At 64.7% G+C, this 18647-nt stretch carries 16 protein-coding genes; 6 read left to right on the top strand and 10 right to left on the bottom strand.

Annotated features, from left to right (window positions below; translation table 11 throughout):
• Positions 1-168: 168 nt before the first annotated feature.
• The 3 genes from IVB26_RS15100 (at position 169) to IVB26_RS15090 (ending at position 1808) form a co-directional block, all read left to right on the top strand.
• Positions 169-735 (top strand): thiamine pyrophosphate-binding protein, encoded by a 567-nt coding sequence (locus tag IVB26_RS15100; RefSeq protein ID WP_247972377.1) that lies wholly within the window; start codon positions 169-171, stop codon positions 733-735.
• A 10-nt stretch (positions 736-745) separates the two neighbouring features.
• Positions 746-1354: a thiamine pyrophosphate-dependent enzyme gene (locus IVB26_RS15095; protein ID WP_247972376.1), complete on the top strand. Its 609-nt coding sequence runs from the start codon at positions 746-748 to the stop codon at positions 1352-1354.
• Between the two features lie 76 nt (positions 1355-1430).
• A complete protein-coding gene (locus IVB26_RS15090; RefSeq protein ID WP_247972375.1) occupies positions 1431-1808 on the top strand; it encodes a VanZ family protein in 378 nt (125 codons plus the stop codon).
• 45 nt (positions 1809-1853) lie between these two features.
• On the opposite strand, the gene IVB26_RS15085 is transcribed toward IVB26_RS15090, so the two are convergent.
• From IVB26_RS15085 to IVB26_RS15040, 10 genes are all read right to left on the bottom strand, one after another.
• On the bottom strand, positions 1854-2237 hold the full coding sequence (locus tag IVB26_RS15085; RefSeq protein WP_246922329.1) for a DUF1236 domain-containing protein: 384 nt from the start codon (positions 2235-2237) through the stop codon (positions 1854-1856).
• Between the two features lie 111 nt (positions 2238-2348).
• Positions 2349-3236 (bottom strand): 2-hydroxy-3-oxopropionate reductase, encoded by an 888-nt coding sequence (locus tag IVB26_RS15080; RefSeq protein WP_247972374.1) that lies wholly within the window; start codon positions 3234-3236, stop codon positions 2349-2351.
• Positions 3237-3442: 206 nt separating this feature from the next.
• Complete coding sequence (hyi, locus tag IVB26_RS15075) at positions 3443-4228, bottom strand: hydroxypyruvate isomerase (RefSeq protein WP_247972373.1); 786 nt, start codon at positions 4226-4228, stop codon at positions 3443-3445.
• 11 nt (positions 4229-4239) lie between these two features.
• The gene (gcl, locus tag IVB26_RS15070) at positions 4240-6024 is read right to left on the bottom strand and encodes a glyoxylate carboligase (protein WP_247972372.1); all 1785 of its coding nucleotides are present in this window, start codon (positions 6022-6024) and stop codon (positions 4240-4242) included.
• Positions 6025-6176: 152 nt separating this feature from the next.
• Positions 6177-7979 carry an adenine deaminase C-terminal domain-containing protein gene (locus tag IVB26_RS15065; protein ID WP_247972371.1) on the bottom strand — a complete coding sequence of 601 codons (1803 nt, stop codon included), beginning with the start codon at positions 7977-7979 and terminating at the stop codon, positions 6177-6179.
• A gap of 124 nt (positions 7980-8103) precedes the next feature.
• Entirely contained in the window at positions 8104-9603 is a 1500-nt protein-coding gene (locus IVB26_RS15060) for a tripartite tricarboxylate transporter permease (protein ID WP_247972370.1), read from the bottom strand.
• Positions 9603-10088: a tripartite tricarboxylate transporter TctB family protein gene (locus IVB26_RS15055; protein ID WP_247972369.1), complete on the bottom strand. Its 486-nt coding sequence runs from the start codon at positions 10086-10088 to the stop codon at positions 9603-9605. Before IVB26_RS15055 ends, IVB26_RS15060 begins: the two co-directional genes overlap by 1 nt.
• Complete coding sequence (locus IVB26_RS15050; protein WP_247972368.1) at positions 10085-11053, bottom strand: Bug family tripartite tricarboxylate transporter substrate binding protein; 969 nt, start codon at positions 11051-11053, stop codon at positions 10085-10087. Before IVB26_RS15050 ends, IVB26_RS15055 begins: the two co-directional genes overlap by 4 nt.
• A gap of 109 nt (positions 11054-11162) precedes the next feature.
• Entirely contained in the window at positions 11163-12005 is an 843-nt protein-coding gene (locus tag IVB26_RS15045; RefSeq protein WP_247972367.1) for an IclR family transcriptional regulator, read from the bottom strand.
• A 151-nt stretch (positions 12006-12156) separates the two neighbouring features.
• Positions 12157-14286: an acetate--CoA ligase family protein gene (locus IVB26_RS15040; protein WP_247972366.1), complete on the bottom strand. Its 2130-nt coding sequence runs from the start codon at positions 14284-14286 to the stop codon at positions 12157-12159.
• A gap of 346 nt (positions 14287-14632) precedes the next feature.
• Here IVB26_RS15040 and IVB26_RS15035 point away from each other — a divergent pair, with 346 nt between their 5' ends.
• The 3 genes from IVB26_RS15035 to frc all read left to right on the top strand — a co-directional run bounded on the left by IVB26_RS15035 (position 14633) and on the right by frc (position 18553).
• The gene (locus IVB26_RS15035; RefSeq protein WP_195799034.1) at positions 14633-15328 is read left to right on the top strand and encodes a GntR family transcriptional regulator; all 696 of its coding nucleotides are present in this window, start codon (positions 14633-14635) and stop codon (positions 15326-15328) included.
• 61 nt (positions 15329-15389) lie between these two features.
• Complete coding sequence (gene oxc / locus IVB26_RS15030) at positions 15390-17123, top strand: oxalyl-CoA decarboxylase (protein WP_247972365.1); 1734 nt, start codon at positions 15390-15392, stop codon at positions 17121-17123.
• A gap of 152 nt (positions 17124-17275) precedes the next feature.
• The gene (gene frc / locus IVB26_RS15025) at positions 17276-18553 is read left to right on the top strand and encodes a formyl-CoA transferase (protein ID WP_247972364.1); all 1278 of its coding nucleotides are present in this window, start codon (positions 17276-17278) and stop codon (positions 18551-18553) included.
• Positions 18554-18647: the final 94 nt, after the last annotated feature.

Genomic DNA, 18647 nt, shown 5'->3' with positions numbered 1-18647 from the left:
AGTTTTCGTCCCACACATATGACATGGCGGCGCCGACCACGGCAGGTCTTCTGGCGCAGATCACGGTGCCGGCCGCGACATGTTGACAATCCCGCCCGCTGCGTCAAGTTCGGCCGATTGCCGCGACGGTCAAAATCAAGAAGCATGCGCGGACCAAGGGAGAACGCAATGGCGATTGCGGAACAGCAGACTTCGCCCCAGGCGACGCAGGGGGCCGGCGAAATCAGCTGGCACGGCATCGTCCTGCAAACCCTGAAACGGAACGAGATCAGCCTCATCCCTTACGTGCCCGATCGCGTGCTGACCCCGCTGATCAAGAACCTGCACGCCGACCCCTTCTTCACCACCTTCGCCACCGCCCGCGAAGAGGAGGCGGTCGGCATCGTTTCGGGCGCCTGGATGGGCGGTCGGCGCGGCGCGGTGCTGATGCAGACCTCCGGCTTTGCCACGCTCGCCAACGTCCTGGCTTCGCTGGCGTTGCCCTATCAGATCCCGCTGATCATGTTCGTCTCCGAGCGCGGCACGCTCGGCGAGTTCAACTACGGGCAGTCGCTGGTCTGCCGCACCATGCGGCCGGTGCTGGACTCGCTGGCGCTCGAGCACCACACCATCACCCGGCTCGACGAGCTCGAATTCATCGCCGACCGCTCGATCAAGCAGGCCGTTACGACGCAGGCGCCCGTGGCGCTGATCCTCAACCCGCTGCTCACCGGCGGCAAGACCTTCGACAAGTGAGGTCGGCCAAATGAATACCGCCATGAACGCGCGAAATACCAAGGTGATGAACCGCTTCGATGTCACCTCGCGGCTGATCGCCAGGCTCAAGCACGAGGAAGCCGTGATCGGCGGCATCGGCAACACCAATTTCGACCTCTGGGCCGCCGGCCACCGCCCGCAGAATTTCTACATGCTGGGCAGCATGGGGCTCGCTTTTCCGATCGCGCTCGGCGTCGCGCTGGCGCAGCCCGACCGCCGCGTCTTCGCACTCGAAGGCGATGGCTCGCTGTTGATGCAGCTCGGCGCGCTCTCGACGATTGCGAGCCTGAAGCCGAAGAACCTCGTCATGGTCGTGATGGACAATGGCATCTACCAGATTACCGGCGCACAGCCGACACCTGCGGCAAGCGTCGCCGACATCGTTGCCATTGCCGTCGGCTCCGGCCTTTCCAACAGCGCCTGGGCCGCGGACGAGGAGGATTTCGAACGTCTGGTCGAAGCGGCGATGTCGGCCACCGAACCGAGCCTGATCGCGGTCCGCATCGACGACAAGCCCGGTGTCGGCACCACAAGGCGTGATCCCGTGCAGATCCGGGAGCGCTTCATGCACGGGCTCGGCGTGCGCGAGCCACTTTAACATTTTGTCATTAACTACACGTCGATCTGATGGGGGGACTGTACGGCCCATTGCAAATCTGTGCTAAGCGAGCCGGATGTCCATTTTGGTTCGTTCCATTGCCTGGCTGCTCGCGGCCGCCGTTACTTTCGCCACCCTCGGTCCCCCCGGCCTGCGCCCCCATTCCGACCTGGGCCAGGACGGCGAACATGCGCTTGCATTCATCCTGGTGGGACTGGCCTTCGGCCTCGCCTATCCGCGCCGGCGCCTGCCGAGCGCAGCGGCCGCGGTCGCCCTGATCGGCGTGCTCGAGCTGATGCAGTTTTGGGCACCCGGACGCCACGCCCGGCTGGAGGATTTTCTGGTCGACGCGCTCACCGCCTGCTTCGGCTTTGCGCTCGCGGCGGCGGCCGATTGGCTGCTCACGCGCCTTCGCCCAAGCTCCACCGTGGCAAGCGAAGGCCCCGCGGAGTGACGCTCCGCAGGGCCCATATTCTCAACGCTTCAGGTTAGCCGCCGATCAGTCGATAATCTTGACGACGCGGCGGGTGCGCGGCTCGACGATCACGCGGCGGTCGTTCACGACCGCATAGCGATACTCGGTGTAGTTCGGCACCGGGCGCAGCACCACGGTCGGAGGCAGCGGCTCGCCGACCACGACGCGCTCCTCCACGACAACCGAGTCACTTCGCGGGATTCCGCCGAGAATCGCATTCGGAATTTCGAGACCCGCGCCGACGGCCGCACCGACGGTGCCGCCGACCATCGCGCCGACCGGGCCACCGATATCGCCGCCCGCGCGTGCGCCATCCCTGGCGCCTTGTTCGGTCGTCGACTGGGCAAAGGCTGCGCTCGACGCCAGCAGCGACGCGGCAGCCAACGTAATCGCAAGACGGGTTTTCATGTCTAAAACCTCCAGTGATTGATATGCGCCTTCAACCACGGGGCCGGGCCGTTGTTCCGGTTCCCCGTGGCGAAAGCACACCAGATCTGGAGACGGTTACGGCGTAACAGTTCAGCCAGCGGCGATCTCGTGCCCCGCCATCAGTTCCAGCGCCCGCACCATCGCCGAATGATCCCACCCCTTGCCGCCATGCGCGGTGCAGGACGAGAACAATTGCTGCGCCACAGCCGTGCTCGGCAGCGAAAGGCCGAGCGAACGCGCACCTTCGAGCGCGAGGTTGAGATCCTTCTGGTGCAGCTCGATGCGGAAGCCGGGATCGAAATTGCGCTTCACCATGCGCTCGCCGTGGACTTCGAGGATGCGCGAGGAGGCGAATCCGCCCATCAGTGCCTGCCGCACCAGCGCCGGATCGGCTCCGGCCTTCGATGCAAACAACAGGGCCTCGCTCACCGCCTCGATCGTCAGCGCGACGATGATCTGGTTGGCAACCTTCGTCGTCTGCCCGTCGCCATTGGCGCCGACGCGGGTGACGTTCTTGCCCATCTTGTCGAAGGCCGGCTTCATGGTGTTGAACGCCCGCTCCGGCCCCCCAACCATGATGGTGAGGCTCGCGGCCTTGGCGCCGACCTCTCCGCCCGACACCGGCGCGTCGAGATAGTCAGCACCCAGCGCCTCGATCTTCTTCGCGAACTCTTTCGTCGCCAGCGGCGAGATCGAACTCATGTCGACCACGATCTTGCCCTTGGAGATGCCGCTCGCGACGCCGTCCTTGCCGAACAGCACGGCTTCCACATGCGGCGTATCCGGCACCATGATGATGACGGCGTCCGCCTCCTCCGCGACCTCCTTGGCCGATTTGCAGGCGATGCCGCCTGCAGAGATCAGCTCGGACGCGACTGGCGCGACGTCATGCAGGAGAACACGATGGCCCGCGGCCAGGAGATGACCGGCCATCGGCCGTCCCATGGTGCCAAGTCCGATGAAGCCGATGTCGATCATGTCTAATTCCTCCAGATTTGGGCTAAGTCGATCCACGCGCTCGGTGCACCTCTCCCGCTTGCGGGAGAGGTCGGCACGCAGTGCCGGGTGAGGGCTTTCTCCTCCTTGGGACTTTCTCGGCGCGCCTCAGAGATTCCCATCGTGGAGATACCCTCTCCCCAGCCCTCTCCCGCAAGCGGGAGAGGGAGCGCACCGCAACCGTGGTCTTACGTCTCAAATGTCTGCGCGGCGTGCCACGAAAGGCCTTCCAGCGTCGTGGTGAGGGGCTTGTATTCGCAGCCGATCCAGCCGCGATAGCCGATCGCATCGAGATGGCGGAACAGGAAGGGATAGTTGATCTCGCCGGTGCCCGGCTCGTGGCGGCCGGGATTGTCGGCGAGCTGGATGTGGGCGATCTGCGGCAGATATTCCTGCATGGTGCGGGCGAGATCGCCTTCCATGATCTGCATGTGGTAGATGTCGTACTGGATGAAGAGGTTATTCGACCGCACGTCCGAGATCAGCTGCACCGCCTGCTCGGTGCCGTTGAGGAAGAAGCCGGGAATGTCGAGCGTGTTGATCGGCTCGACCAGCAGCTTGATGTTCTCCCGCGCCAGCGTCGAAGCCGCAAAGCGCAGATTCCCGACCAGCGTCTCCTGAAGCTCGCGCGGATCGGCGTCAGTGGGCGCGATACCGACGAGGCAGTTGAGCTGTTCGCAATCCAGCGCCTTGGCGTAGTCGATGGCGCGGAATACGCCGTCGCGGAATTCGGCGGTGCGATCGGGCAGGATCGCGATGCCACGCTCGCCTCCCGCCCAGTTGCCCGCCGGCAGATTGTGCAGCACCTGCGTCAAGCCGTGGGCCTCGAGCTGCTCGCGCAGCTGCGCCTTTTCGAAATCATAGGGAAAGAGATACTCGACCCCGGAAAAGCCCGCCGCCTTCGCAGCACTGAAGCGGTCGAGGAACGGCATCTCGTTGAAGAGCATGGTGAGGTTGGCGGCAAACTTCGGCATGATCTTCTCTCCTATTCCGCCGGCTGCAACACGCGTGTGGTTGCGACCTCGTCGAGCGGAAGGTCCAGCACCTCCTCGAACTCGACGATGTTGTCGATCTCCGTGCCCATCGCGATGTTGGTGACGCGTTCCAGGATGAACTCGACCACCACGGGCACGCGGTGCTTGGCCATCAATTCGCGCGCGGTGGCGAATGCCGCCTGCGTGTCCTTCGGGTCAGTGACGCGGATTGCCTTGCAGCCGAGGCCTTCGGCGACCGCGACGTGGTCGACGCCGTATCCATTGAGCTCAGGCGCATTGACGTTCTCGAACGAGAGCTGGACGTGATAGTCCATGTCGAAACCACGCTGGGCCTGGCGGATCAGGCCGAGATAGGAATTGTTCACGACCACGTGGATGTAGGGCAGATTGAACTGCGCCCCGACCGCGAGCTCCTCGATCAGGAACTGGAAGTCGTAGTCGCCAGAGAGGGCCACGATCTCGCGATCCGGACACGCGGCACGCACGCCGAGCGCGGCGGGCAATGTCCAGCCGAGCGGCCCCGCCTGCCCCGCGTTGATCCAGTTGCGCGGCTTGTAGACGCCGAGGAATTGCGCGCCGGCGATCTGCGACAGGCCGATCACCGTGACGTAAGTGGTGTCGCGGCCGAACGCCTTGTTCATCTCCTCATAGACGCGCTGCGGCTTGATCGGGACGTTGTCGAAATGGCTCTTGCGCAACATCGTCTTCTTGCGATCGCGGCAGACCGCAGGCCACGCCTGGCGCTCACGGAGCCTGCCTGACCGGCGCCACTCCCTGGCGACGGTGACGAAGAGTTCGAGCGCGGCCTTGGCGTCCGAGACGATGCCGAGATCGGGATTGAACACGCGCCCGATCTGGGTCGGCTCGATGTCGACATGCACGAAGGTGCGGCCCTTGGTATAGGTCTCGACCGAGCCGGTGTGGCGATTGGCCCAGCGGTTGCCGATGCCGAGCACGAAGTCGGATTCGAGCATGGTCGCATTGCCATAACGGTGGCTGGTCTGAAGGCCGACCATGCCGGCCATCAGCACGTGATCGTCGGGGATCGCGCCCCACCCCATCAGGGTCGGGACAACAGGCACATTGGCGATCTCGGCGAACTCGACCAGCAAATCCGAAGCGTCGGCGTTGATGATGCCGCCCCCCGCGACGATCAGCGGACGCTCGGCGGCGTTGAGCATCTCGAGCGCCTTCTCGACCTGCTTGCGCGTCGCAGTAGGCTTGTAGACCGGCAGCGGCTCATAGGTCTCGTCGTCGAACTCGATCTCGGCGAGCTGCACGTCGAGCGGCATGTCGATCAGCACAGGCCCCGGCCTCCCTGAGCGCATCACATGAAACGCCTGGCTGAACACGCGCGGCACCAGCGCCGGCTCGCGCACCGTCACCGCCCATTTCGTCACGGGCTTTGCGATCGACTCGATGTCGACGGCCTGGAAATCCTCCTTGTAGAGACGCGCGCGCGGCGCCTGCCCGGTGATGCAGAGGATCGGAATGGAATCGGCGATCGCCGAATAAAGCCCGGTGATCATGTCGGTGCCGGCCGGCCCCGAGGTTCCGATGCAGACGCCGATATTGCCTGCCTTGGCGCGGGTGTAGCCCTCCGCCATGTGCGAAGCGCCCTCGACGTGTCGTGCGAGGATGTGGCGGATCGAGCCGCGCTTCTTCAGCGCCGAGTAAAGCGGATTGATCGCGGCTCCGGGAACCCCGAAGACAGTCGAGATGCCTTCCTTCTCCAGAATTCGCACGGCAGCATCGATAGCTCGCATCTTCGCCATATCGGACCTCGCTCAAGTTGCGTCAGCGAGCGAGATCATCAGACGAGCGAGATGCGATCTCAACGAGATCGATTTTATTTTCCACGATGCGGCAGCCGCAGAAAAAACGCGGCGGTCTCAATCGGTTAGATCGAGATACAGGTGAAAGCAGATCACTCGAACAGCGGCGCCAGCTCCATCTGCGGCACCAGCACGAGGCCCTTGTCGGTGATGCGAATTTCCGGAATGACCGATAGCGGAATCAAATTGAAGCCCATGTAGGGAATGGTGCAGCCGGCTTCCGCCCACTCCTTCTTCAGCGCCTTGACCTCTTCGGCGACCTCCGTGACGCGCTTGTCGGAGAGAAGGCCTGCGATCGGCAGCGGAACCAGCGCCCTCACCTTGCCGTCGGCGACGACGCAGACGCCGCCCTGCTGCGCCTTGATGGCGGATATCGCCACCTGCATGTCGCCCTCGTTGGTCCCGGCCACGATGATATTGTGGCTGTCGTGTCCGACGCTGGAGGCGACCGCGCCTCGCTTCAGGCCGAAATCCTTGAGCAGGCCATAGGCGACGTTGCCGGCCGATTTGCCGTGGCGTTCCACCACCGTGACGAAGCACAGGCCGTAGCGCGCGAACAGGTCCGGCCAGTCCTTTGCGGGCTCGATCGCCACTTTTTCATGGATCAGCGTGATGCCCGGTAGCGCGGTCTTGATCGCATTGACGGTGCAGGCCTTCACCGGCAATTCCGGCGTCAGCTTGACCTTCTCCGGAAGCTTGACGGTCGCATAGGCCGCCTTCGGATATTGATAACGCTGCGACAGCGCCTGATCGAGACGCGGCGTAATCTTGCCGCGCTCGACCACGAGCTCGCCGCCGTACCAGGTGCATTGCGGCTTGAGCTGGTCGTCCATCAGCACGAGATCGGCGCGGCGGCCGCCGCCGAGCCCGCCGATGTCGCCATCCATGCCGAAGCGGGTTGCGCCGTGCAGCGAGCCCATCGACCAGGCCTGCTCCGGCGACATGCCGGCCTTCACGGCTTCCCGCACCACCCAGTCGAGACCGAACAGCAGGAGATCGTCGGCATCGCGGTCGTCGGTGCAAACCGCCGTCCGCTTGTGCGAGGCCCCTAACTCGGTGACCGTGCGGATCGCCTGCGGCAGCGAGTGCCAGGGCGTCGTCGGTGGGCCGCCGCGCAGGAACACCCAGACGCCGGCGTCGAGCAGGTCGTCGGCGATGTCGCGGTCGATCGCTTCATGGGTATCGGTCACGCCCGATGCCGCATAGGCCGCAACAAATTCGCGGCCATAGACGTGACCAGAGACGGGACGGCCACGCTTCAGGGCGGCCGCGAGGATGGCGTGACTACGCTCGTCGCCCATCGTCACGGGCACAAAGTCCATCTTCTCGCCGAGTGCGACAGCCTCGGGCCAGCGATCGAACAGGCCGGCGATCTTGTCCGGCGTGAGGTCCCCGCCCGCCGTCTCCAGTTCCGCCGAGGTCGCCGGCACCGTGCTCGGCACCGTCAGGAAGATCGACAGCGGCGCCCGCCGCGCGTCCTCCAGCATTGCCTCGACACCGGCGACATCCATGACGTTGCCGATCTCGTGGCTGTCGCAAAAGATCGTGGTGGTGCCGTTCAGCAGCGCGGCCTCCGCATAAGCACAGGCCGTCACCATCGAGGATTCGATGTGGATGTGCGGATCGACGAGGCCAGGCGCGATGATGCCGCCGGCCGCGTCGTAAGTCGCGACACCGCTCCAGGCCTTTTTCGCCGTGCCGGCGGGCTTCACCGCGGCGATGCGGCCGCCGGTGATCCAGATCTCCCGACCGGGATGGATGCGCTCGGAATAGGTCGAGAGCACCCGCGCGCCCGTGACGACGAGATCAGGCGCGAGGCGTGCGGATGCGACGTCGGCCAGACGTCGCGTCATGCTGTGCAGCGGCGCGACGGCAAAGCGGGTGAGTTTGGTCATCGAGGCTCTCGCGTGAAATGGACAGCCCAGCGATGGTTAACCCCCGCGGCGGCAGGGGCAACTCAAATAATGCGGCATCCGTGCTTTCACATTGGGCACAGATGCCGCCGCCTTGTCAGTTCCATTAATCCTCGTTGGCCTTGAACCGCCCGAGCCCCTTCAGCACGAAGGGGGCCAGCAGCGCGATCAACGCCACCGCCAACAGCGTTGCCGAGATCGGGCTCTGCAGCAGCGTCATGGGGTCACCAAGGCTGATGGCCAGCGCGCGGCGCAGCTGGCTCTCGGCGATCGGGCCGAGGATCAGGCCCACGACGACGGGTGCGATCGGAAAATCGAACCGGCGCATCAGAAAGCCGAGCACGCCGAAACCCGCCAGCATCGACAGCTCGACCACCGATGGCTTGGCCGCGATGGTGCCCATGGTCGCGAACACGAGGATGCCGGCATAGAGCCATGGCTGCGGAATCGCGAGCAGCCGCACCCAAAGTCCGACCAGCGGCAGGTTGAGAACCAGCAGCATGACGTTGGCGATGAACAGGCTGGCGATCAGCCCCCACACGAGGTCAGGCCGTTCCGCGAACAACAGCGGTCCCGGGTTGAGGCCGTATTGCTGGAAGCCCGCCAGCATCATCGCGGCCGTCGCCGAGGTGGGCAAGCCGAGCGTGAGCAGCGGCACCAGCGTGCCGGCGGCGGACGCGTTGTTGGCCGCTTCCGGCCCCGCCACGCCCTCAATCGCGCCCTTGCCGAACTCTTCGGGATGTTTCGTCAACCGCTTCTCGGTCGAATAGGACAGGAACGTCGGGATCTCCGCGCCGCCCGCCGGCAGCGCGCCAATCGGGAAGCCGAACATCGTGCCGCGCAGCCACGGCTTCCACGACCGCTTCCAGTCTTCTTTTGTCATCCACAGCGAGCCGCGCACCGGCTCGAGCTTCTCCTCGCTGTGGTGGCGACGCGATGCGACATAGAGCGCCTCGCCCACCGCGAACAGGCCGACCGCAAGCGTCGTCACCTCGACGCCGTCGAGCAGCTCGGGGACGCCGAACGCAAGCCGCGCCTGGCCGGTCAGCTTGTCGATGCCGACGAGGCCGAGCGTCAGGCCGATGAACAGGCTGGTCAGGCCGCGGATCGGAGAATCTCCGAAGGTCGCCGACACCGTGACAAAGGCAACGCACATCAGCGCAAAGTAATCCTCGGGGCCAAAACGCACCGCGAAATCGACCAGCCAGGGCGCGAGGAAAGCCAAGCCAATGGTGGCGATGGTGCCGGCAACGAAAGAGCCGATCGCGGAGGTCGCCAGCGCCGGGCCGCCGCGGCCGGCCTTGGCCATCTTGTTGCCTTCGAGCGCGGTCGCCATCGAGGCGCTCTCGCCGGGCGTGTTGATCAGGATCGCGGTGGTCGAGCCGCCATACATGCCGCCGTAATAAATGCCGGCGAACATGATCAGCGAGCCGCCGGGGTCGAGCTTGTAGGTGACCGGCAACAGCAGCGCGACCGTCAGCGCCGGTCCGATGCCAGGCAGCACGCCAACGGCCGTGCCCAGGAACACGCCGATCAGCGCATAGAGCAGGTTCATCGGCTGGATGGCGACGGCCATGCCGTGCGCCAGCGCCGCAAAAGTGTCCATCACAGCAGTCGCTCCAGGGGTCCGGCCGGAAGGCTCAGCGTCAGCAGGCGGTCAAATGCGAGATAGATGAGGGTCGACATAACGAGAGCGATGGCGGAATCGACCAGGACAGCTCGGCGCCCGAATGCCGCCGACGTCGTCACGAACAGCACCGAGGTCGCCAGGATGAAGCCGCCGCCGAAACCGATGATGGCGATCAGCAGCGCCAGGCCGATGAGGATCAAGACCACCGGCACGGGATCGGCGCTCTCGCGCGCCGGCAGATTGCCGCGCAGCGCGTCGACGAAATTGCCGATCGCGAGCAGGGCAAGGCCGCAGGCGACCACGACCGGCATCGCCTCCGGCCCCATGCCGTACATCGCGGTGGATGACAGGCCGCGCGCGTCAAGGACCAGCACCGCCGCGAGAACCGCGAGCAAGGCGGCGATGACGAGGCCGGCGCGATCGACGCGCCGCGGCGGCTGGGCCGGATCGCCCGAGGTCATGATTTGACCAGGCCGACCGATTTCAGCACGTCGGTGACACGCACCGTTTCCTTCTTCAGGAAGTCGGCGAAGGCATCGCCGCCGAGATAGGCGTCCTCCCAGCCCTTCTGCTTGAGGATTTCCTTCCAGGCATCCGACTTCACCATCTTCTCGACCGCATCGCTCAAGGTCTTGCGCTGCTCCGGCGTGATGCCGGGAGGTGCGACCACCGAGCGCCAATTGGCGATCACGAGGTCGATGCCTTGCTCCCTAAAGGTCGGGATGTCGCTCCCCGGGATGCGCTTCTCCGAGGTCACGCCGATCGCGCGCAGCTTGCCGGATTTGATCTGCCCTTCATATTCGCTGAGGCCCGAAATGCCTGCGGTGACCTTGCCGCCGAGGATCGCGGCGAGCGACTCGCCGCCGCCTGAGAACGGGATGTAGTTGATCTTCTTGGCGTCAGCGCCGACGGCGCCGGCGAACAGTGCGGCCATCACATGATCGACGCCGCCGGCCGAGCCGCCGGCAAAGGTGACCTTGGCGATATCGGCCTTCACCGCGGCGGCGAGATCCTGCGCATTCTTGATCGGCGAATTCGCGGGAACCACGATCACCTGGATTTCCTCGGTGAGCCGCGCGATCGGCGTCACCTGCTCCAGCGTGACCGGCGACTTGTTCATGGCGAGCGCGCCCACCATGACGAAGCCATTGACCATCATCTGGTTGCCGTCGCCCTTGGCGCCGTTGACGAACTGCGCGATGCCGACGCTGCCGCCGGCGCCCGGAACGTTGGTGACCTGCACGCTGCGCGCAACGCCCGAGGCCACCAGCGCCTGCTGCATCGAGCGAGCGGTCTGGTCCCAGCCGCCGCCGGGCGCGGCCGGCGCCATCAGCTTGAGCTCGAGCTGCTGGGCAAGGGAAGGCGTCGCTGCCGCAAGGGTCAGCGCGACGGCCGCGCCGGCAAGGCGCGCGGAAAATCGGAACATGGGGGCATCTCCAGGCTCATGCGGACGTTTGCCGCATTGTGTCGTTTGGTCGCATATCAGCCAAAACGGCCGATGCTGTCCAGTGACATCCCCCGGGGGGCGCCCGTGGTTAGAGGTGCGGCGGTATCACCCCGCCGAGCGCGGCCGTCAGCTCGGCGGCAACGTCCCGCACGATTTGTCCGATCTCCGGCAATCGCTCGTCGGTGACCCGGCTGGTCATGCCGGATACGGAGATCGCGGCCAGCGGCTCGGCCAGAGCGTTGTATACCACGGCAGCGACGCAACGCAGGCCGAGCTGCGCCTCCTCATCGTCAATCGCAAAGCCCTGCTTGCGGATCTTTCCGAGCTCCCTGAACAGATCGCTCGGCCGCACGATCGACTTCTCGGTCAACCTGGGCATGCCATGGTGCCGGATGACGGCGCTGACGTCCTCGTCGGAATAGGTCGCGAGCACCGCCTTGCCGACGCCCGAGGTCACCATAGGTACGCGGCCGCCGACCTTGGTCAGCGAGCGCATGATTTCGCGGCTCTCCATGCGGGTCAGCACGATGATGAACTCGTCGTCGACCACGGCGAGATTGGCGGTCTCGCGGGTGAGATCGCGCAGCTTGCGCAGGTACGGAATCGCCTGTGCGGAAAAATTGCGCCGCCGCGCAAAGCTCGCGCCGACCGTGAAGCTGCGCACGCCGACGTGCCATTTGGATTCGGCGCGGTCGAACTGCACGAAGCGTCGGCTTTCCAGCGTCGCCAGCAGGCGGTGCACGGTCGAGGCGGAGAGGCCGGTGCGCACGGCGAGATCGCTGAGGCGATAGCCCTCGTCGTCCTCGGCCAGCGTTTCGAGAATCGACAGCGCGCGGTCGACGGACTGCACGCCGCCGTCACGCGCCTCGTGCTCGGCCTCCGATGGAGATCGGGGCTCAAGCGATTTGCGCCGGATCACGTTCTTGCTCATCGCGACCTGCCGCCTTGGAGCTCGTCATTCCGGGATGGTCCGAAGGACCAAACCCGGAATCTCGAGGTTCCGGGTTCGATGCTTTGCATCGCCCCGGAACGACGTACCTGAAAAAATGCCGCTCCAAACTTGCCGGAGCAGCATCTTCGCCTCAGAGCAGCCCTGCCCCGCGCGCCCATTTGTACTTGGCACCTAGAACTTCGACCGGCAGCTCGGTCGAATAGGCATAGGCCGGGATGCCGTTCTGGTAGAGATATTCGGCGGCTTCCTCGACCTCGACGTCGCCGGCGAGCGAAGCAACGATCGGCTTCACAAAGCCCTTGGCCTCCATCTCCTTCTTCACCTCGACCATGTTGCGGGCGAACACCATCGGCGGGGTGACGATGGTGTGCCAGTAACCGAGGATCAGCGAATGGATGCGCTCGTCCGATAGGCCGAGCTTCACCGTGTTGACGTAGGTGATCGGCGGCTCGCCGCCGGTGATATCCACAGGATTTCCGGCAGCTCCAAACGGCGGGATGAACTTGCGGAACGCCGCGTCGAGATCCGGCGGCATCGACATCAGCGACAGGCCGTTGTCGACGCAGGAATCCGACAGCAGCACGCCCGAGCCTCCGGCACCGGTGATGATCAGCACGTTCTCGCCCTTCGGCGTCGGCAGCACCGGCACGCCGCGGGCGAATTCGAGCAGTTGCCGCAAGCTGCGGGCCCGGATCACGCCGGACTGCGCCAGGACGTCCTCGTAGATCTTGTCGTTACCGGCGAGCGCGCCGGTGTGCGAGGACGCCGCCTTCGCGCCGGCCGAGGTGCGGCCGGCCTTGAGCACGACGACCGGCTTCTTCTTGGAGACGCGTTTTGCGGCCTCCGCAAAGGCGCGGCCGTCCTTGAGGTCTTCGCAATGCTGGGCAATGATCGAGGTGTTCGGGTCCTGCTCGAAGAATGCGAGCAGATCGTCCTCATCGATGTCGGACTTATTGCCGAGGCCGACGATCGCCGAGACGCCCATCTTTGCCGAGCGTGAGAACCCGATGATCGCCATGCCGATGCCGCCCGACTGCGACGATAGCGCGGCCGAGCCCTTCACGTCGTAAGCCGTGCAGAAGGTCGCGCAGAGATTGGCGGGCGTATAGTAGAAGCCGTAGATGTTCGGCCCCATCAGGCGGATGTCGTATTTCTTGCCGACCTCGACGATCTCGGCCTGCAGCTCCGGCGCGCCCGCTTCCGCGAAGCCCGACGGAATCAGCACCGCGCCCGGGATTTTCTTCTCGCCGCATTCGGTCAGCGCTGCCGCCACGAACTTCGCGGGGATCGCGAACACGGCGGTGTCGATCACGCCCGGCACGTCCTTGACGCTCTTATAGGCCTTGTAGCCGAGGATCTCGGCGGCCTTGGGATGGATCGGATAGATGTCGCCCTTGTATCCGCCGTTGATGAGGTTCTTCATCACGGAGTTGCCGATCTTGCCGTCCTCGGCGGAGGCGCCGACCACGGCGACTGCCTTCGGCTGCATGATGCGGTTCATCGCCGCGACGATCTCTTCGGTCGGGCGCGGCTTCGGCTTCGGCACATAGGCGAAGTCGACGACGATGCGCACGTCGGCGGCGATCGCACCCTTCGCCGTCGCGAACACCGGGTTGAAGTCGAGCTCGACGATTTCAGGGAAATCGGTGACGAGCTGCGAGACTTTGACAATGACGTCAGCGAGTGCCGTGCGGTTCACCGGCTCGCCGCCGCGGACGCCCTTCAGGATTTCATGCGCCTGGATGCCGTCGAGCATCGAGAGCGCGTCTTCCTTGGTCGCGGGCGCGAGGCGGAACGTGATGTCCTTGAGCACTTCGACCAGCACGCCGCCGAGGCCGAAGGCGACCAGCTTGCCGAACGAGCCGTCGGTGATCGAGCCGACGATCACTTCGGTGCCGCCGGCCAGCATCTGCTGCACCTGGACGCCCTCGATCTTGGCGTCGGCCTTGTACTTCTTGGCGTTGCCGAGAATGGTCTCGTAGGCCTTCTCGGCATCCTCGACCGTCTTGAGGCCGACGATGACGCCGCCGGCTTCGGTCTTGTGGAGAATATCAGGCGAGACGATCTTCATCACGACGGGGAAGCCCATCGACGAGGCCATCTTGCCGGCCTCACCGGCCGACTTCGCCACGCCCTCCTTCGGCACCGGAATGCCGTAGGCGTCGCAGACCAGCTTGCCTTCCGGCGCCGTCAGGCTGGTGCGGTTGTCCGCCTTGACCTGGTCAAGCACCTTGCGGACGGCATCTTTGGAATTGGACATGTGGCTTCTCCCTTGACCTCAGTTCGTTCTTTTCTAAGCGCGCGCGTAGCGGCTGCCCGTGATGCTTGCCATTCGCCGCGCTTCGTTCCATGCCGCGGAACGGAGTGGCATAAAGCCGAGATTACTCCGCCGGCTTGGATCAAAAATGGCTGGCGATGGCATTTGGTATGCCAGAAGCCAACTTGTCAAGCCAGAGCACACCCTAGAACGCCGCAAAAAATAGCCAGCTTGACATTCTGGCATGTGGTATGCCAAAAACTTTCCCGTTAATATTCCTGTAAAAGACGACTCCCACTGGAGGAGATTCGTCGTGTCACTACGGAAACCAACCAAGGCGTTGCCGAACATGGCCGAGGCAGACATCGCAATCGTTCGTATTGCCCCGGAGAGCAGCTTCAAGAACAAGGCGTATGACGCCTTGAAGGAAGCCATCCTCAAGATGGACATCTATTCGACGCCCGAGCCGGTGATGCTCGACGAGCGCGCGCTGTCTGAGCGCCTGGGCGTCAGCCGCACCCCGATCCGCGAAGCCATCGCGATGCTCGAGCAGGATGGTTTCGTGAAGACGGTGCCGCGCCGCGGCATCATGGTGGTGCGAAGGACCAAGAGCGAGATCGTCGACATGATCCGCGCCTGGGCGGCACTGGAGAGCATGGCCGCCCGCCTCATCACCACCACCGCACGCAAGAAAGACATCACGGCGCTGCGCGACTACTTCAAGGACTTCAGCAAGGACCGGCTGCCCGAAGATCACGTCGAGGAATATTCGCGCGCCAACATCGCCTTCCACCAGGCCTTGATCTCGCTGTCGGAATCGCCGGTTCTGGTCGATCTCACCAACGACCTCCTGCTGCACGTGCGCGGCTATCGCCAGCTGACCATCGGACGCAAGGACCGCACCGCGACCTCGCTGCCCGAGCATCTCGGCATGATCGAAGCACTGGAGGCGCGCGATACCGAGCTCGCCGAGAAGCGCGCCCGCGACCACACCCTCGGCCTTGCCGCTTACGTCGAAGCGCATGGTCAGGAACTCTTCACTTAGCAACGTTCACCAGAAGGGCGAAAAACTCGCCCCACTATCTGAGACCAGGGAGACAAGGCCCATGCTGAATACCGCGACCAAGTCCGAGGCACCGGGCACCGAGCAGGAGCTGACGGATGGCTTTCATCTCGTCATCGACGCGCTCAAGCTGAACGGCATCAACACCATCTATAATGTGCCGGGTATTCCGATCACGGATTTGGGCCGTATGGCGCAGGCCGCCGGTATCCGCATGATCTCGTTCCGCCACGAGCAGAACGCCGGTTATGCGGCGGGCATCGCCGGCTTCCTCACCAAGAAGCCCGGCATCTGCCTCACCGTCTCCGCGCCCGGCTTCCTCAACGGTCTCACCGCGCTCGCGCACGCCACCACCAACTGCTACCCGATGATCCTGATCTCGGGCTCTTCGGAGCGCGAGATCGTCGACCTGCAGCAGGGCGACTACGAGGAAATGGACCAGCTCGCGATTGCCAAGCCGCTGTGCAAGGCGGCCTATCGCGTGCTGCACGCCCAGGACATCGGCATCGGCCTTGCCCGCGCCATCCGCGCCGCGGTCTCGGGCCGCCCCGGCGGCGTCTATCTCGACCTGCCGGCAAAGCTCTTCGGCCAGGTGATGAGCGCCGATGCGGGCCAGAAGTCGCTGGTCAAGGTGATCGATGCTGCGCCCGCGCAGATCCCCTCGCCCGCTTCGATCAAGCGCGCACTCGACGTGCTCAAGGCGGCGAAGCGTCCTCTGATCATCCTCGGCAAGGGCGCGGCCTACGCGCAGGCCGACGAGGAGATCAAGACCTTCGTCGAGAAGAGCGGCATCCCCTTCCTGCCGATGAGCATGGCCAAGGGCCTCCTCTCCGATACGCATCCGCAATGCGCGGGTGCTGCACGCTCCACGGTGCTGAAAGAATCCGACGTCGTCATGCTGATCGGCGCCCGGCTGAACTGGCTGCTCTCGCATGGCAAGGGCAAGAACTGGGGCGAAGCGCCCAAGAAGTTCATTCAGGTCGACATCGAGCCGCGAGAGATGGACTCCAACGTCGAGATCGTCGCGCCCGTCGTCGGCGACATCGGCTCGGTGGTCTCCGCCTTCAACCAGGCGATGGCTTCAGGCTGGACCGCCCCGCCCGCCGAATGGACCAAGGCGATTTCGACCAAGCGCGAAGAGAACGTCGCCAAGATGGCGCCGAAGCTCATGAACAACAAGTCGCCGATGGACTATCACGGCGCACTCGGCGTGCTGAAGAACGTCATCAAGGAGTATCCCGAGGCGATCCTGGTCAACGAGGGCGCCAACACGCTCGACCTCGCCCGCGGCGTCATCGACATGTACAAGCCGCGCAAGCGTCTCGACGTCGGCACCTGGGGCGTGATGGGCATCGGCATGGGCCAGGCGATCGCCGCCGCGCTCGAGACCGGCCACCCCGTGCTCGCGGTGGAAGGCGACAGCGCGTTCGGCTTCTCCGGCATGGAGGTCGAGACCATCTGCCGCTACAATCTTCCGATCTGCGTCGTCATCTTCAACAATGACGGCATCTATCGCGGCACCGACGTCAACGGCGCCAATTCCGATCCGGCGACGACGGTGTTCGTCAAGGGCGCGCGCTACGACAAGATGATGGAAGCCTTCGGCGGCATCGGCGTCAACGCGACCTCGCCCGACGAGCTCAAGCGTGCCGTCAACGAAGCGATGACCTCCGGCAAGCCGACGCTCATCAACGCGGTGATCGATCCGGCCGCGGGCTCGGAGAGCGGCCGCATCGGCAACCTCAATCCGCAGAGCGTTCTGCAGAAGAAGAAGTAACAGGCCGTCGGGTCACTCCCCGCGCAGGCGGGGAGTCCAGTATTCGCCGGACCGCATGGGTGGCGAGCACTGAGCCCAACTGAAACGACAGTGAATACTGGATGCCCGCCTTCGCGGGCATGACGGAAGCAAGTGGTAACAGGAGCAACACGATGACCAAAGCGCTCAAGGGCGTTCGCATTCTCGACTTCACCCACGTTCAGTCAGGCCCGACCTGCACGCAGCTGCTGGCATGGTTCGGCGCCGACGTGATCAAGGTGGAACGTCCGGGCGTGGGTGACATCACCCGCGGCCAGCTGCAGGACATCCCGAACGTGGACAGCCTGTATTTCACCATGCTCAACCACAACAAGCGCTCGATCACGCTCGACACCAAGAACCCCAAGGGCAAGGAAGTCCTCACCGAGCTGATCAAGAAGTGCGACGTGCTGGTCGAGAACTTCGGCCCCGGCGTGCTCGACCGCATGGGCTTCCCCTGGGAGAAGATCCAGGCGATCAACCCGAAGATGATCGTCGCCTCGATCAAGGGCTTTGGTCCGGGACCCTACGAAGACTGCAAGGTCTATGAGAACGTCGCGCAGTGCACCGGCGGCGCCGCCTCCACCACCGGCTTCCGCGACGGCCTGCCGCTCGTCACCGGCGCACAGATCGGCGATTCCGGCACCGGCCTGCATCTCGCGCTCGGCATCGTCACCGCGCTCTATCAGCGCACGCATTCCGGCAAGGGCCAGCGCGTCACGGCCGCGATGCAGGACGGCGTGCTCAACCTCGCCCGCGTCAAGCTGCGCGACCAGCAGCGCCTCGCCCATGGCCCGCTCAAGGAATACAGCCAGTTCGGCGAAGGCATTCCGTTCGGCGATGCCGTGCCGCGCGCCGGCAACGATTCCGGCGGCGGCCAGCCCGGCCGCATCCTGAAGTGCAAGGGCTGGGAGACCGATCCCAACGCCTACATCTACTTCATCACCCAGGCCCCGGTCTGGGAGAAGATCTGCGACGTGATCGGCGAGCCGACCTGGAAGACCGATCCGAACTATTCCAAGCCGGCCGTCCGCCTGCCGCGCCTCAACGAGATCTTCGCCCGCATCGAGCAGTGGACGATGACCAAGACCAAGTTCGAGGCGATGGAAATCCTCAACAAGGACGACATCCCCTGCGGCCCGATCCTGTCGATGAAGGAGATCGCGGAAGACCAGTCGCTGCGCGCGACCGGCACCGTGGTCGAGGTCGACCACCCCACCCGCGGCAAGTACATCTCGGTCGGCAACCCGATCAAACTGTCGGATAGCCCGAGCGACGTCGAGCGCTCCCCGCTGCTCGGCGAGCACACCGACGAGATCCTGCGCTCGGTGCTCGGCTTCAGCGACCACCAGGTCGCCGAGATCCACAAGTCCGGCGCCCTCGACCCGCCGCAGAAGCAGGCCGCCGAGTAAGCGGACTGATCAAAGAAAGAAGAAGGCCGCCGGTTTCGGCGGCCTTTTTGTTCGCACCGAAGGAACCGAACCGCGGGCCGGCCGTTACTCTTCG

Source organism: Bradyrhizobium sp. 195, assembly GCF_023101665.1.
Classification (GTDB): domain Bacteria; phylum Pseudomonadota; class Alphaproteobacteria; order Rhizobiales; family Xanthobacteraceae; genus Bradyrhizobium.
Note: the sequence above shows the minus strand (reverse complement) of the source record. Positions and strands in the feature narration are given on the sequence as shown.